Below are 15,701 nucleotides of genomic sequence, written 5' to 3' on the forward strand. Positions count from 1 at the left end.
TTCTTGAAGGCAGGGTGGCGTTCCAGTTGACTGGCAAGGCGCTGCAGGTTGGGACCGGCAGTGGCGGATTTTTTGTTCAAACGCGGTCGCCGCAGCCTTGAATTCAGGCCGCGCCAAAGTCTTGCCGAATGTGCCGACCGGGGTGCCTTCCAGCCTGTTGCAACGCCGCCCGGATATCGCTGCCGCCGAGCGTCGCATTGCTGCGGCCAATGCGCGGATTGGCGTCGCCAAGGCGGCGTGGTTCCCGCAGGTCACTTTGAGCGCCCAAGGCGGTTATCAGAGTGATGAGTTTGCCCGCTTGCTCAGCGCGCCGAACCTGTTCTGGGCTATCGGCCCGTCACTGGTGGGCACGCTGTTTGATGGCGGCGCTGGAAGCCAAGCGCAGTGTTTTGCAATTGCAAACTTAGCAATTGAGCGCCAATGTGGGCCTGATCAAGGCGCTGGGCGGCGGCTGGAATGTGGCTCAATTGGCTGCGTCGAACCCTATTGAAACTAAGGAGAAGTGAGCATGACCGAGTACGTACCCCCGAAAGTCTGGACCTGGGACACTGAAAGCGGCGGCACCTTTGCCAGTATCAACCGGCCTATCGCCGGTGCGACGCATGACCAGGAGCTGCCGGTCGGCAAGCACCCTCTGCAGCTGTATTCCCTGGCCACGCCCAATGGGCAGAAGGTCACTATTTTGCTGGAAGAGTTGTTGGCCTTGGGGCATACCGGCGCGGAATACGATGCCTGGCTGATCAAGATCGGTGACGGTGATCAGTTTGGCAGTGGGTTTGTGGCGGTGAACCCGAACTCGAAGATCCCGGCGTTGCTGGATCGCAGTGGCGATACGCCGATTCGGGTGTTTGAGTCGGGGGCGATTTTGCAGTACCTGGCGGAGAAGTTTGGGGCGTTTTTGCCGACTGAGCCTGCGGCGCGTGCGGAGTGTTTGTCGTGGTTGTTCTGGCAGATGGGCAGCGCGCCGTATCTGGGCGGTGGGTTTGGGCATTTTTATGCGTATGCGCCGAGCAAGATGGAGTATGCGATTAATCGGTTTGCCATGGAGACCAAGCGGCAGCTGGATGTGCTGGATCAGCGGTTGGCGGTGAGTGAGTATATTGCGGGGGATGAGTACACCATTGCCGATATTGCGATTTGGCCTTGGTATGGTGGGTTGGTCAAAGGCCGCTTGTATGGGGCGTCGGCGGAGTTTTTATCGGTGCATGAGTACAAGCATGTACTGCGTTGGGCTGAGGCGATTGAGCTGAGGCCTGCGGTGCAGCGGGGGCGCAGGGTGAATCGGGTTTCGGGGGAGGTTTCGGAGCAGTTGCGTGAGCGGCATGATGCTAGTGATTTGGACTGATGGGGTTTTTTTTGGTTGAGTACATATCCGTTGCTGCGGTAATGGCGGATTAGGGTTCCGCCCTTACGGCGGGTCACTTTTGGCAAACGCCCCAAAAGTAACCAAAAGGTCTTTGCCCCACCACTCGGTGCCTCGCTAAGGCTCGGCATGCCCTCACTCCGGCTTGAATCCGTGGGCCGCCGCGATGGGCCATCCTTGGCCCAGCGCGGCTAACCCGGCGTCCTGCCGGGTTACCCACGGATTCAAGCCTGCGTTCGGCCATCGTGGTTAACGGGGCCTGTCAGATCAAGATCAAAATCTACAGCACGGCGGCCTGGTAGCCGACCTGAGTGGTTGAAGCAAAAGCAGGGCAACAGCACAGCAGGAACAGATCAAAAACAGAGCTGCTTTTCTGTGGGAGCTGGCTTGCCTGCGATGCAGACACCTCGGTATATCAGGCAAACCCAGTTGATGCCTTCGCAGCGGTTCGGCGGTCCGACAAGCCAGCTCCCACATTTGACCGAGTACACACACATCTACCTGATGTACTGAGCTCCAAATGTGGGAGCGGGCTTGCTCGCGAATGCGGTGGGTCATTTACAAATAAGCTGACTGACACACCGCCATCGGGAGCAAGCCCCTCCCACAGTTAACCGAGTTCAGTTTCCAACAACAGGTCGGCTGTCAGGCCGCCTTGGCTTTGCTTTTGATTCAACCACTCAGGTCGGCTACTAGGCCGCCGTGCTGTAGATTTTGATCTTGATTTTGATCTTAGGCGCCCCGTTAACCACGCTGGCCGAACGCAGGTATTACGGAGCGGGTAAACCGGCAGGACGCCGGTTTAGCCGCGACGGGGCAGGGACGCCCCGTCGCGGCGGCCCGCTTCGTGATGCCTGCGTTCGGGCACACCGAGCCACAGCGAGGTGCCGAGTGGTGGGGCAAGAGCACTTTGGTTACTTTGGTGCTTTTCCAAAGTGACCCGCCGTAAGGGCGGAACCCATTTCAGCCATCACCCAAATAACGGATATGCACCCAAACCCGTCAAAACAACCCGCTCTACTTGAGCGCTACCAACTGCTTCCAATCAATCGCAAACCGCGCCAGGTACTTGCGTAAACGGTCCGCGTCATTCGGCTGCGCCTTGGCCTGTCGCGACACACCGAACAGCCGGCGCCCCGCATCGGACAGGCTGTCTGCCTGCAAGCACACCTCAATCACCGCCTTCAGTTGCAACTGATCAAACAGATCCAGATCCGCAGGTAGCAAGGCCTGCCATTCAGCCAGCGGCGCAGACAGGCCCCAGGCATAGCGCAACCGTTGAATTTCCTCTTCAGCCTGGGCCTCATCAATACGCCCACTGTCCGCCAACGTCGCCATACGCGTGATCGACGCAGACAACTCACGAAAGTTACCCAGCCACGCCGCTTCGCTGGAGCAGGCGAACGCCAAGTAACGGCGCCGTGCTTCCAGGTTGAAGCGCACGCGGCGGCCTTGCTCGCGGGCGTGGCGCTCCAGTTCGAAATCGAGGTTGGGTTCGATATCCTCACGGCGGCCCGCCAGGCCGGGCAGGTCAAAGGTCCACAGGTTGATACGCGCATACAGGTCTTCGCGAAACAGCCCCTGGGCCACCCGCCCGCGCAGGTCGCGGTGGGTGCCGGCGATGATCAGGAAGTCACTGGCTACCTCCTGGTCGGCGCCCAGTGGGTAAAAGCGTTTTTCTTCGATGGCCTTGAGCAGCATGGCTTGCTCGTCCAGCCCCAGCTCGCCGATTTCATCGAGGAACAGCATGCCGCCGTCCGCCGCGCGCAGCAGGCCGTCCCGTGCGTTTTGGGCGCCGGTGAAGGCGCCCTTGATGTGCCCGAACAGTGCCGACATCGCACCGTCGCCACGCAGGGTGGCGCAGTTCACTTCGACAAAGCGCCCTTGCACTTGGTGGCGGCTGCGCTTGAGTTCGTAGATGCGCCGGGCCAGGAATGACTTGCCGGCGCCAGTGGGGCCGATCAGCAGCATCGGCGCCTTGGAGCGCACCGCAACGCGTTCGATCTGTTCGATGGAGCCGTTGAAGGCGACATTGCGCGTGGCAATCCCCGACTTGAGAAACGCCAGGCCCTCCAGGCGTTTGTGGGCAAAGCGCGAGGCAATGCGGTCGTAGCGCGACAGGTCAAGGTCGATCAGTGTGTGGGTGCCGGTGGCCGGCGCGGTGTCATCGCCACGCCGTGCAGGCGCGGTCTGGATCAAGCGCGCCGGCAGGTTGCGCGCCTCGGTCAGCAGGAACCAGCAAATTTGCGCGACGTGGGTGCCGGTGGTGATGTGCACGAGGTAGTCCTCGTGTTCGGTATTGAAGGCATAGTCGGTGGTGAAGTCATGCAGCGCGGCGTAGACCTCTTCAAAGTCCCAAGGGTTGTGCAGCGGCATCGCGTGCAGGCGCACCTCGGTGTGCGGTGAGATCTGCAGGATGTCGGCGCGCACCCGTTCGGCGAGGCTGACGTCGCGGGCATCGACGTCGTGGATCAGCTCCAGGCGATCAATCAGCACATCGGCTTGTTGGCACAGGCCGACGCTGGGGCGCCAATGGTTCCAGCGGTTGGCGCCCTTGCCGACGCGATCCAGTTTGGAACCGATAAACCCGATGGCGACCGTGCGCTTGTGTTTCATGGCTAGACCAAAATATAAATAACGATAGATAAGGATAGAAATAGGCTGGCAGTTTTGTCACCGCTTTTTAGTTAATAAAACCGATAAATTTTAAATACTTATATAAAACAATTAGATAAGTGATTTTAGCGAAAAGCGTGAAAAGCTGGCACGACCGCTGCTATAGCCCTGTCAACGCCGCAGTGACGGCCTACAAGAAAGAATCGAAATCATGCAAGAGAAGACCTATCAACTGCTGGAAGTGGCCAACGGCAAGCCGATCAAACTCTGGACCGAAGGCGTGCCGGTGGAGCCCGAGGCCCGCCAGCAATTGATGAACACCGCCAAGATGCCGTTTATCTTCAAACACCTCGCGGTGATGCCGGACGTGCACCTGGGCAAGGGCTCGACCATCGGCAGCGTGATCCCCACGGTGGGCGCGATTATCCCGGCGGCGGTGGGCGTGGATATCGGTTGCGGGATGATCGCCGCGCGCACCACGCTGACCGCCAGCGACTTGCCGGACAACCTTCACGGGTTGCGCTGCGCCATCGAAGCTGCGGTGCCCCATGGGCGCACCCGTAGCCGTAAAGGTCGCGACAAAGGTGCCTGGGAAGACGTGCCAGCCCAGGCCGATCAGGTATGGGCGATGCTTCACCCGCGCTTCAAGGCGATCACCGACAAATACCCGCAGCTTGAGCGCAGCAACAACCGCCAGCATTTGGGCACGCTCGGCACGGGTAACCACTTCGTCGAGGTGTGCCTGGATGAAGCCAACCGTGTCTGGTTCATGCTGCACAGCGGCTCGCGCGGTGTGGGCAACGCCATCGGCAACCTGTTTATCCAGCTGGCCCAGGCGGACATGCGCCAGCACCTGGCCAACTTGCCGGACCGCGACCTGGCCTATTTCGAAGAAGGCAGCCAGCACTTCGATGACTACGTGGAGGCGGTGGGCTGGGCCCAGGACTTTGCCCGCCAGAACCGCGAGTTGATGATGCGCGCGGTGGTCCAGGCCACGCGCCAGGTGATCAGCAAGCCGTTTGAAGTGGCGTTGGAAGCCGTGAATTGCCATCACAACTATGTGCAAAAAGAGCGGCACTTTGGTGAGGAAATTCTGGTGACGCGCAAGGGCGCGGTGTCAGCGAAGAAGGGTGAGCTGGGGATTATTCCGGGTTCCATGGGCGCTAAAAGCTTCATCGTGCGCGGCCTGGGCAACGAAGAGTCGTTTTGCTCATGCAGCCACGGTGCCGGTCGCACCATGAGCCGCACCAAGGCCAAAAACACCTTCACGGTGGCCGACCAGATCCGTGCGACAGCCCACGTGGAGTGCCGCAAGGACGCCGATGTGATCGATGAAATACCGATGGCCTACAAGGACATCGACAAAGTCATGCACGCCCAGCGCGAGCTGGTGGAAGTGCTGCACACCTTGCGTCAAGTGGTGTGCGTAAAAGGTTAAGAGGGGAACAACGATGGAAAAGGATGAACGACACCCATTGAGCGACGCCATGCGTGCGCGGGTGCTGGATGAATTGTCGCGCATCGAGCGCGAGCGCAATGTGACCGTGCTGTATGCCTGCGAATCCGGCAGCCGCGCCTGGGGTTTTGCCTCCACCGACAGTGACTACGACGTGCGCTTTGTCTACGTGGAGAAGCCTGATTGGTTTGTACAGGTGGATACGCCGCGGGACGTGATCGAACGTCCGCTGGATGACGAATTGGACGTGAGCGGCTGGGAGTTGCGCAAGACCTTGGGCCTGTTGCGCAAATCCAACCCCACGTTGCTGGAGTGGCTGGATTCGCCACTGGTGTATCGCCAGGAGACTGAGGCGACGGCGCAACTGCGTGCCTTGGCCGAGGCGTTCTACAGCCCGCCAGCGGCGCGTAATCATTACTTGTCGATGGCCAAGAAGACCTTGCATGGACATTTGCAGGGGGACACGGTGCGTTTCAAAAAGTACTTTTATGCGTTACGGCCGTTGCTGGCGGTGCGCTGGATCGACTTAGGCCTGGGGCGGCCCCCGATGACCTTTACCGACTTGTTGAGCACGGTGGACGACTCGCAACTGCTCGATGAAATCGAGACATTGCTGGCCCTCAAGCGCAGCGCCGGAGAAGTCGCTAGCGGCCCACGCCGCAGGACGCTGCATGAATTTATCCTGCGCGAACTGGAACGCAGCGTGCCGGTATTGCCACGTACGCAAGCAGACTCGCACCGACTCGACCAATACCTGCGGCACACCGTCAACCGCTACGCATAAGGATGAACATGAAACAGGACGTGATTGAACTCGACGGCGCCATCGGCGGTGGCCAGGTGCTGCGCAGTGGCTTGAGCCTGTCGATGGTGACCGGGCTTGGCTTGCGCATCAAAAACATTCGCGCCAAACGCAGCCGGCCAGGCTTGATGCGCCAGCACCTGACGGCCGTGCTGGCCGCCGCGCAGGTGTGTGGTGCCCAGGTGCAAGGGGCTGAGTTGGGCTCGCAGACCCTGGTGTTTGAGCCCGGGCCGATTCAAGGCGGCGAGTACCGCTTTGCCATCGGCACGGCCGGCAGTTGCACGCTGGTGTTGCAGACGCTGTTACCCGCGTTATTGCGCGCGCCGACCGCCAGCCATGTGACGATCAGCGGCGGCACGCATAACCCGCTGGCGCCGCCGGTGGATTTTTTGCAGCGGGCCTGGCTGCCACTGTTGCGACGCATGGGCGCGTGTGTCGAATTGAACCTCAACCGCCATGGTTTCGTCCCGGCGGGTGGTGGTGAAATTGAGGTGTTTATCCAGCCATCGCAGTTGCTGCCGTTGCAGCTGATGCAGCGCGGCAAACTGTTGGAAAAACGCGCCATCACTCTGAATGCCGGGCTGCCCGCCCAGGTCAGCGCGCGTGAGTTCAAACGTGTTCGCCAGCGCCTGGGCTTCAGCGAGGCGCAGTTATTCCCGGTTGAGATTGACCCGCAGCAGGGGCCGGGCAATGTGCTGATGCTCGAATACGTGCACACGCACGTCACCGAGGTGTTTAGCGCGTTTGGCATGGCCACTGTGCGCGCCGAGACCGTGGCTGACGAGGCGATCGACCAGGTGGTGGAATGGCAGAGCACCGACACGGCGGTGGGTGAGCACCTGGCGGATCAACTGCTGTTGCCGATGGCGTTGGCAGGCGGCGGGCGCTTTACCACGCCACACATGAGCGAGCATTTGCACAGCAATATGACGGTGATCCAGCGCTTCCTGCCGGTGGTAATCGAAAGCCGTGTGCGCGAGGAGGGCGGGTTACTGGTGGAGTGCCGGGCGCGCTAGCGCTCAAATACGCTGTCATTCGCCCGCCAATTGGGCCTGTAGCCCTACGCGCTCGCCGGCGCGCAGGGCGATGAAGCCCCCACCCCACCCGATGGGCCGAGCGCGAGCCTGCCACTTAGCTCAACAGCCCGGTGCTGACCGCCACAATCAAAAAGATCCCCAGCAGCGCGCGGTAGATCACGAACGGCCAGGTGGAGAACCGTTCAAGGAAGCGCATCAGGCCCCAGATGGCGAAGAACGCCGAGATGCTGGCGACCACCAGGCCGAAGATCAAGTGCGACCAAGCGTGGGCAGGCAGGTCGGCGTGCAGCAACACCCACAGCTCTTTCAAGCCGGCGAGGGCGATGGCGGGCAGGCCCAGCAGAAAGGAAAAGCGCGCGGCTTCTTCACGCTTGAAGTTCAGAAACAGCGCGGCGGTCAGCGTGGAGCCGGAACGCGATACGCCAGGAATCAGCGCGCCAATCTGCGCAATACCGACAATCAACGCATCGCGCAGGCGCATCTGGCTCATGTCGCGCGTATGGCGTGCACGCAACTCAGCGGCGGCCAGCAGCACCGCCATCACCACGCAGGAGATGCCGATCACCATCAGGCCGCGCAAAGGCGAGTTGCAGGTGTTCAAGGTCGAAGACAGCGCCAAGCCTGCAATCCCGATCGGAAGGGTCGCCAGCACAATCGCTACGGCTAACTTGAACCACTGGTCGTTGTAGTCGCCCCGGCGCACTGCGCTGATACTTCCGGTCGTGACCTGGCACACATCGCGCCAGAAATAACTCACCACTGCCGCCAGCGCCGCCAACTGCATCGCCGCCGAAAACGCCGAACCCGGGTCCTGCCAGCCGAGCAAGGCCGGCACTACGCGCATGTGGGCCGTGGACGACACCGGCAGCAGCTCAGTAATGCCCTGGATCACCCCCAGGATCAGAATCTGCAGGTAATCCAGGGAGGCAAAGCCCACATCCAGGCCGGCGGAACAGACGTTGGTCAAAGTACATGTCCTTGAAAAAGGGCTTGAGAAAAAGAGTATTCAGCGAAGTTTATTCTAAATGTTTCAAGATTTTCGGCCGAGCCAAACAAATCCGCAATCGGTTCAGCAAGCAGAAAGGTTATGCAATGTATTGGCGTGTGTATGAGTTTTGTGAACAATGAGGCCTTGCGTAATTTTCACTGAGAGCCCAATGCCTGAAACCACTGTCGAATTGATCCAGACCGGCCCCGATGCGTCTGAGCTGATCCGCAATCTTTACCAGTACTACGCCTACGAGTCGTCGGATTGGGAACAGGAAGACGTCGAGGCGGATGGCCGTTTCTACATCCATGACGAGCACCTGACCCGCTACTGGCAAGACCCGCAGTGGAGCGCAAATCTGCTGCTGGTCGATGGCTATATCGCCGGCTTCCTGCTGATCGAAGGCAGTGAATTACCGGGCATGGATGCTCTGGAATTGGCTGATTTGTTCATCCTCAAGCGTTACCGCCGCAAAGGCATCGGCCGCGCCATCGCCACCCAGGTGTTGAGCAGCGGCGAGGCGAATTGGCTGGTGCGTTTCTATGACCAGGATGAAGTGTCCCAGGCGTTCTGGCGTGCGGTGCTGGATAACCTGCCGCGCCCGGCGCAGACGATTGAACTGGACGATGATCCGCAGTTGGTGAGTTATTTGATCACGCGGGCGGCGCTGCATTAAACACGACGTTGAACTTAACCGGGCATGACGGCTCCCAGACTCGTCGGCCGGTTGGGCCCTGATTTCACAAGGATGCGAAATGAACACCTTCTCTTCGTTCAAAGTCGTCGTTTGCGCTGGCGTATTGCTGACCTTGGGCGGCTGCCTGACGATGTCGGGTAACTACAAGGTCACCGCCGTAGACGCCACCGGCGCGCCGGCCAAGATGGAGTTCACCACCCAAGGCCGGGGCATCTACTCTATTCGCAATGCGTTTTGCATGAATAACCCAAAGGGCACGGTCACCATCCGTGACCTGGACACGGGTGAAGAACTCAAAAGCGAAAGTCCTTACCACTGTCGCTAGGCACCCACGTTGAACACCTGCTGCATCGCTTGCGGCGGTTGCCCGAATGCGCGCAGAAACGCCTGGCGCATGCGCTCGCGATCACCAAAGCCGGTTTCGCGGGCCACCACTTCGACCGGGTGACGGCTGGTTTCCATCATCGCCCGGGCGGCTTCCACCCGCAGCGACTCGATGGCCTTGGCCGGTGTTTGCCCGGTCTCTTCACGAAACACTCGGCTGAATTGGCGTGGGCTCAGCCGAGCCACGCCAGCCAGGGCTTCCACCGACAGCTCGTGGGTCAGGTTCTCGCGCGCATAGGCCAGGGCCAGTTGCACGCGGTCGGATTTTGGGTCCAGTTCCAACAAGGCTGACAATTGCGATTGTTCACTGCCGCGGCGCTGGGCAATCACCAATTTGCGCGCAATGCGCCGGGCGAGGTCGCCGCCCAAGTCGGCCTCCACCATCGCCAGTGCCATGTCCACACCGGCGCTCATGCCGGCGCCGGTCCATACCTGGCCGTCCACCACAAACAGTTTGTCTTCATCCAGCTGAATATGCGGGTAGCGCTTGCGGAACGCGGGTGCGTGAATCCAGTGGGTGGTGGTGCGCTTGCCTTCGAGCAAGCCGGCTTCGGCGAGGACGAAAATGCCCATGCACAGCGAGGCCACGCGCCGCGATTGCGCGGATGCCGCCTTGACCAGCTCCAGCAGGTTAGCCTCCGGCAGGCGAAACTCCAGGTAGCCGCTGACGATCAGCGTGTCATAACCCTGCGCGCGAATCGGTGTGGTATTCACCGAAAAACCCTGGGAGGTCATGACGGCGCCGCCACTTTGCGACACCAGGTGGAACTCATAGGCCGGTTCGCCGCGCAGCAGGTTCGCGCACTCGAACACCGAGCCCAGGCTGAGGCTCAGGGACTGGAAGTTCGGGTAAACCATCAGCGCAACGCTGTGCATCGTCATTCTCCAAGTGGCGCGCAAGAGGGGGATTGTCGGCGTGTAACGGGGAAACGGCAACCGCCGTTGCCGCGTGTCCGAAATCCTTGCGGATATGACATTGTTGAAGTTTTTCTCGACGGCTAACATCCCCTTAACGAAATAGACGACTGGTCTAATCTTGTGAGGGTAGGGGGCCACCCATTTGATGCGCTATGGTTGAAGACCAGCGTCATAAGCAAGATCACCGAACACCCGCGCCTTTTGACGAGGCGCTGCCGCTGACCCGACCGCTGTCGGGTTGCCCTGAATACACCGACATGCACCTCGATGGAGGACTTGAAAATGAAAGTATTAATGGTACTGACCTCTCACGACCAGCTTGGCACTACCGGTCGTAAAACCGGCTTCTGGCTCGAAGAGTTCGCTGCACCGTATTACACGTTCAAGGACGCCGGTGCTGAGCTGGTGCTGGCATCCCCGGCCGGTGGCCAGCCGCCGCTGGACCCCGTCAGCGACCAGCCGGATGCACAAACCGAGCAAACCCGGCGCTTTGCTGCCGACCCGGCTGCCCAGCAGGCCCTGGCCAACACCGTCAAGCTGGACTCGGTCAACGCCGACGACTTCGACACGGTGTTCTACCCAGGGGGGCATGGCCCACTGTGGGACTTGGCGCAATCGCCTGTTTCCATCGCGTTGATCGAGTCGTTCGAGCGCGCCGGCAAGCCCATTGGTTTTGTCTGCCATGCACCGGGCGCGTTGCGTCACGTCAAGGCTGTGAATGGCGACCCGCTGGTCAAGGGCCGTCGTGTTACGGGTTTCTCCAATTCCGAAGAAGCCGCTGTAGGCCTGACCGATGTGGTGCCGTTCCTGATCGAAGATGATTTCAAGGCACTTGGCGGCCACTATGAGAAGGGCGCAGATTGGCAAACCTTTGTATTGGAAGATGGTTTGTTGGTGACGGGGCAGAATCCTGCCAGTTCGAGTGATGTGGCCAAGGCACTGCTCAAACTCACCGCCTGAGTTAATTAATCGCTTTATTGATTGGCGGCTCTCAAGAGCCGCCAATGCTTTTGCTCGCCCTGAATTTGGAAGTTTCAAATGACTGATAGTTTAAATACCCCGGTAAAGCTGGGGCATCACACGCTCAATAACCGTGTTGTCTTGCCGCCTCTGACGCGCCAACGCAGCGCGCAACCCGGTGATATCGCCACGGGCCTGATGGCCGAGTATTACCGCCAGCGCGCCACGGCCGGTTTCATGGTCAGCGAAGGCACGCAGATCGAGCCGCGCGGCCAGGGTTACGCCTGGACGCCGGGTATCTACACGCCAGCGCAGATCGACGGCTGGCGCCAAGTGACCGATGCCGTGCATGCCGAAGGCGGGGTGATCTTTGCGCAACTCTGGCATGTGGGCCGCGTGTCCCACAATGCGCTGCAGCCGGACGGCGCCGCGCCGGTCGCGCCGTCTGCCATTGCGGCCGAGCAGGCCAAAGCCTTTATCGAAACCGGGCCTGGGGTGGGTGAGCTGAAGCAGCCGCCCGTGCCGCGTGCCTTGAGCGTGCTTGAGATCGAGGAATTGGTCGGGCATTACGCACAGGCCGCGCGCAATGCGTTGGATGCCGGGTTTGACGGTGTGGAAATCCACGCGGCGAATGGCTACCTGGTCAACCAGTTCATTTCGGCCCACGCCAACCAGCGTGATGACGAGTACGGCGGCTCGCTGCACAACCGCCTGCGTTTCCTGCGCGAGATCGTTGAAGCGGTAACCGCCGTGGTCGGGCCGGAACGCCTGGGTGTGCGTTTTTCACCGTTGTTCAGCGGCACCGACCAGGACCGCGTGTACATCGGCCTGGTGGAAGAAGACCCGCATCACACCTACATCGAAGCGATCAAGGTGCTGCAAGCGTCGGGCATCGCCTATGTGTCCATCGCCGAGGCTGATTGGGACAACGCGCCGGACCTGCCCGAATCCTTCCGCCAAGCGGTGCGCAGCACCTTCAGCGGGCGGATCATCTACGCTGGGCGCTACACCGCTGAGCGCGGTGCGAAACTGGTGGAGGCCGGGCTGGCGGACTTGATTGCATTCGGCCGCCCGTTTATCGCCAACCCGGATTTGCCGCAGCGGCTGTTCAACGGCTGGCCGCTGAACCCGCTGCGCGCAGAGGGCATGTATGGCGGCTCGCAGCTTGGCTATACCGATTACCCGGTGTACGCCGGATAGGCGAATTGGCTTGACCTGTGTGGCGAGGGAGCTTGCTCCCGCTGGAGGGCGAAGCCCTCCCAAAGCCTACACGGGTGATTTGCCTGGCTGATCGCGCTCGCGGGTTTTAGGGCTGCTGCGCAGCCCAGCGGGAGCAAGCTCCCTCGCCACAAGGGGGGCGCTGGTGTTGGGTACACGTTGTCGATCATCCGCAGGCATAGCCCGGCGGTCAGTTCAGCAGCCACCCGGACTAATGTGGCGAGGGAGCTTGCTCCCGCGGGAGGGCGAAGCCCTCCCAAACCCTACACGGGTGATTTGCCTGGCTGATCGCGGTCGCGGGCTTTAGGGCCGCTGCGCAGCCCAGCGGGAGCAAGCTCCCTCGCCACAAGGGGGGCGTTGGTGTTGGGTACACGTTGTCGATCATCCGCAGGCATCGCCCGGCGGCCAGTTCAGCAGCCACCCGGACTAATGTGGCGAGGGAGCTTGCTCCCGCTGGAGGGCGAAGCCCTCCCAAAGCCTGCATCGGTGATTGGCCTGACTGATTGCGGTCGCTGGTTTTAGGGCTGCTTCGCACCCCAGCGGGAGCAAGCTCCCTCGCCACACGGGGGCGCTGGTGTTCATTGCACTCGCAACACAATCTTGCCGTACCGATTACCCGACGTACGCCGGATAGCCAGGTTTGCTTGATCCCTGTGGCGAGGGAGCTTGCTCCCGCTGGAGGGCGAAGCCCTCCCAAACCCTACACGGGTGATTGGCCTGGCTGATCGCGGTCGCGGGTTTTAGGGCTGCTTCGCACCCCAGCGGGAGCAAGCTCCCTCGCCACACGGGGGCGCTGGTATTCATTCCACCCGCAACACAATCTTGCCAATATGGTCGCCGCCTTCCATCCGCGCATGGGCTTGGGCGGCGTCGGTGTATTCGTACATCTTGTCGATGATTGGCAGGCATCGTCCAGCGGCCAGCACCGGCCACACGTACTCGCGCAGTTGTTCGGCGATGGCGGCCTTTTCGTCCTTGGTGCGTGCACGCAGCAGCGAACCGGTGATGACGGCGCGTTTGCCGAGGATGGTCAGCAGGTCGACGTCATTGGCCTTGCCGCCACCGAGGAACCCCAGCATGACCAAGTGCCCGTCCATGCCCAGGGCCTTGAGGTTGTTGTTGAGGTACGAGGCACCCATGATGTCGAGGATCACATCCACGCCTTTGCCGTCAGTTTTTTGCGCGATGACCTCGGCGAAGTCCTGCTCGCGGTAGTTGATCGGCTCTGCGCCCAGCTTGGCAATAGCCGCACATTTGTCGGCGCTGCCGGCGGTGGCGAACGCCTGGATACCGTACTCGCGGCAGAGCATCAACGCGGTGGTGCCGATGCCGCTGGTGCCGCCGTGGATCAGCACGCGCTGGCCGGTGTGCGCATCGCCAAGGCCGAACAGGTTGGCCCAGACGGTGAAGAAGGTTTCCGGCACGGCAGCGGCTTGAATCCAGTCCATGCCTTCGGGGATGGGCAAGGCCTGGCTCGCCGGCACCGTGCAAAACTGCGCATAACCACCGCCATTGGTCAGGGCGCAGACCTTGTCGCCAACCGCGTATTCGCTGACACCTTCGCCCACTGCGGCCACTTCACCGGCCACTTCCAGCCCTGGGATCGGGTTCATGCCAGGTTTCATCGGGTATTTGCCGGCACGCTGCAAAGCATCGGGGCGGTTGACCCCGGCGGCGTGTACGCGAATCAGGATCTCACCGGCGCCTGCCACCGGCACGTCGGCGCGGCGCGGTTGCAGCACTTCAGGGCCGCCTGGGGTGGTGATTTCGATCAGGGTCATTTCTTTGGGCAGGTTCATCGTGCAATTCCTTTAACCGGGAGCGTAGAGAGTGGGACCACAATACGCGGCCGTTGATTCAACAGGAACGCTGGCATGTCAGCACATGCCTGCAAGTCTGCCAGCGCCTGTGCCGACACAATCGCCCCGGCTCCGGCGCACAGGCGCCGGTCGATTCTACGGGGACAGGCGTTTATGAACGAATCAAAGTACCAGGCACTCGGGCTGTTGTTTCTGCGCGTCAGCGGGGCGCTGTTTCTGTTGTGGGTGCATGGCTTGCCCAAGCTGCTGCACTACAGCGAGCAGTTGGCGTTGATCGAAGCCCCGTTTCACCTCGGCGCCCACGTCACGTTGTTGCTGGCGATTTTTGCCGAAGTGCTGTGCCCGCTGCTGATCATCGTCGGGGTGCTGGTGCGCCTGGCGTGCTTGCCGATCCTGGCCGTGCTGTGGGTGGCCCTGCTGGTGGTGCATCCGCAGTGGACGTTGTTTGAAGGGCAGTTTGGCTGGCTGCTGTTGATCATCTTCACCAGCATTCTGGTCGCGGGGCCGGGCCGCCTGGCGCTCAGTCAGCGGTGTGCCTGAATAAAAAAGGCCGGGCAAGCCCGGCCAAACAAGGAGCGGGTGATTCAGTTGTTTCAGCGGTTCAGGAACGCCAACAAATCTTCGTTCAACTGCTGGGTATGGGTGGCTGCGAAACCGTGCGGCGCATCCTTGTACACCTTCAATTGCGCGCCCTTGATCATTTCGGCCGCGACTTTGCCGGTGGTCTCGAACGGTACGATCTGGTCGCCGTCACCGTGGATCACCAGGGTCGGCACGTCGATCGTGGCCATGTCCGGGCGGAAGTCGGTCTCGGAGAACACGGTGACGCAGTCCACGGTCGATTTGAGCGACGCCAGCAGCGCGATTTGCAGGGTTTGGGTCAGTACGCCTGGGGAGACTTTCTGGCCCTTGTTGATGCCATAGAACGGCGTGTTGAAGTCGCTGATAAATTGCGCGCGGTCCTTGAGCAACCCGGCCTTGATGCCGTCGAACACCTCGGTCGGCACGCCCTGCGGGTAGTCGGGTTTCTGGCCGAAAATCGGCGTGACGGCGCCCAGCAGCACCAGGCCGGCCACGCGGGCACTGCCATGGCGGGCGATATAGCGCGCCACGTCGCCGCCGCCCATGGAGAAGCCCACCAGGGTCACGTCCTTGAGGTCCAGGTGTTCGATCAATTGGGCGATGTCGTCGGCGAAGGTGTCGTAGTCGTTGCCAGTCCACGGCTGGTCCGAGCGGCCAAAACCCCGGCGGTCGAAGGCGATGGTGCGAAAGCCACGGCTGCTCAGGTATTCCATCTGGTATTCCCACATGTCGGCATCCAGCGGCCAACCATGGCTGAACAGCACGGGCTTGCCGCTGCCCCAGTCCTTGAAGTAGATCTGCGTACCGTCTTTGGCAACGAATGTGCTCATGGAAAACTCCTTGGGTTCAGGGGGCAAAAC

Annotated in this window: 13 protein-coding genes and 2 pseudogenes; 10 read left to right on the forward strand and 5 right to left on the reverse strand. The window is 61.0% G+C overall.

All coding sequences use genetic code 11. The features are described from left to right. Positions 1-121: 121 nt before the first annotated feature. Positions 122-506, forward strand: a pseudogene (locus tag ACA065_RS12335) (TolC family protein); the annotation flags it as partial. Between the two features lie 2 nt (positions 507-508). Next, positions 509-1,345: a glutathione-dependent disulfide-bond oxidoreductase gene (gene yghU, locus ACA065_RS12340; protein WP_497694747.1), complete on the forward strand. Its 837-nt coding sequence runs from the start codon at positions 509-511 to the stop codon at positions 1,343-1,345. Positions 1,346-2,380: 1,035 nt separating this feature from the next. On the opposite strand, the gene rtcR is transcribed toward yghU, so the two are convergent. Next, positions 2,381-3,979 (reverse strand): RNA repair transcriptional activator RtcR, encoded by a 1,599-nt coding sequence (gene rtcR, locus ACA065_RS12345; protein WP_497694748.1) that lies wholly within the window; start codon positions 3,977-3,979, stop codon positions 2,381-2,383. Positions 3,980-4,190: 211 nt separating this feature from the next. Here rtcR and ACA065_RS12350 point away from each other — a divergent pair, with 211 nt between their 5' ends. The 3 genes from ACA065_RS12350 to rtcA are packed head-to-tail and all read left to right on the forward strand — an operon-like array spanning position 4,191 to position 7,253. After that, on the forward strand, positions 4,191-5,417 hold the full coding sequence (locus ACA065_RS12350) for an RtcB family protein (protein ID WP_497694749.1): 1,227 nt from the start codon (positions 4,191-4,193) through the stop codon (positions 5,415-5,417). A gap of 13 nt (positions 5,418-5,430) precedes the next feature. Beyond that, complete coding sequence (locus tag ACA065_RS12355) at positions 5,431-6,219, forward strand: nucleotidyltransferase domain-containing protein (RefSeq protein WP_497694750.1); 789 nt, start codon at positions 5,431-5,433, stop codon at positions 6,217-6,219. Positions 6,220-6,227: 8 nt separating this feature from the next. Beyond that, positions 6,228-7,253, forward strand: coding sequence for an RNA 3'-terminal phosphate cyclase (gene rtcA / locus ACA065_RS12360; RefSeq protein WP_497694751.1), 1,026 nt, complete (start codon positions 6,228-6,230; stop codon positions 7,251-7,253). A 115-nt stretch (positions 7,254-7,368) separates the two neighbouring features. On the opposite strand, the gene ACA065_RS12365 is transcribed toward rtcA, so the two are convergent. After that, complete coding sequence (locus tag ACA065_RS12365) at positions 7,369-8,241, reverse strand: undecaprenyl-diphosphate phosphatase (RefSeq protein ID WP_497694752.1); 873 nt, start codon at positions 8,239-8,241, stop codon at positions 7,369-7,371. A 120-nt stretch (positions 8,242-8,361) separates the two neighbouring features. Between ACA065_RS12365 and ACA065_RS12370 the strand changes: the two are divergent. Both ACA065_RS12370 and ACA065_RS12375 read left to right on the forward strand, forming a co-directional pair. Next, positions 8,362-8,938 (forward strand): annotated as a pseudogene (locus ACA065_RS12370) (GNAT family N-acetyltransferase). A 79-nt stretch (positions 8,939-9,017) separates the two neighbouring features. Further along, positions 9,018-9,284: a hypothetical protein gene (locus tag ACA065_RS12375; protein ID WP_497694753.1), complete on the forward strand. Its 267-nt coding sequence runs from the start codon at positions 9,018-9,020 to the stop codon at positions 9,282-9,284. On the opposite strand, the gene ACA065_RS12380 is transcribed toward ACA065_RS12375, so the two are convergent. Then, a complete protein-coding gene (locus tag ACA065_RS12380; protein WP_497694754.1) occupies positions 9,281-10,219 on the reverse strand; it encodes a GlxA family transcriptional regulator in 939 nt (312 codons plus the stop codon). The genes ACA065_RS12375 and ACA065_RS12380 overlap by 4 nt on opposite strands. Positions 10,220-10,543: 324 nt before the next feature. On the opposite strand from ACA065_RS12380, the gene ACA065_RS12385 reads away from it, so the two are divergent. Further along, positions 10,544-11,221 carry a type 1 glutamine amidotransferase domain-containing protein gene (locus ACA065_RS12385; protein WP_497694755.1) on the forward strand — a complete coding sequence of 226 codons (678 nt, stop codon included), beginning with the start codon at positions 10,544-10,546 and terminating at the stop codon, positions 11,219-11,221. 78 nt (positions 11,222-11,299) lie between these two features. Next, a complete protein-coding gene (locus ACA065_RS12390; RefSeq protein WP_497694756.1) occupies positions 11,300-12,421 on the forward strand; it encodes an alkene reductase in 1,122 nt (373 codons plus the stop codon). Positions 12,422-13,239: 818 nt separating this feature from the next. On the opposite strand, the gene ACA065_RS12395 is transcribed toward ACA065_RS12390, so the two are convergent. After that, a complete protein-coding gene (locus ACA065_RS12395) occupies positions 13,240-14,238 on the reverse strand; it encodes an NAD(P)H-quinone oxidoreductase (protein ID WP_497694757.1) in 999 nt (332 codons plus the stop codon). A 174-nt stretch (positions 14,239-14,412) separates the two neighbouring features. Between ACA065_RS12395 and ACA065_RS12400 the strand changes: the two genes are divergently transcribed. Next, entirely contained in the window at positions 14,413-14,799 is a 387-nt protein-coding gene (locus ACA065_RS12400; RefSeq protein WP_497694758.1) for a DoxX family protein, read from the forward strand. 53 nt (positions 14,800-14,852) lie between these two features. Here ACA065_RS12400 and ACA065_RS12405 read toward each other — a convergent pair whose 3' ends face one another. Continuing rightward, entirely contained in the window at positions 14,853-15,671 is an 819-nt protein-coding gene (locus ACA065_RS12405) for an alpha/beta fold hydrolase (RefSeq protein WP_497694759.1), read from the reverse strand. Positions 15,672-15,701 lie beyond the last annotated feature (30 nt).

Source organism: Pseudomonas sp. LBUM1640 (assembly GCF_059716225.1).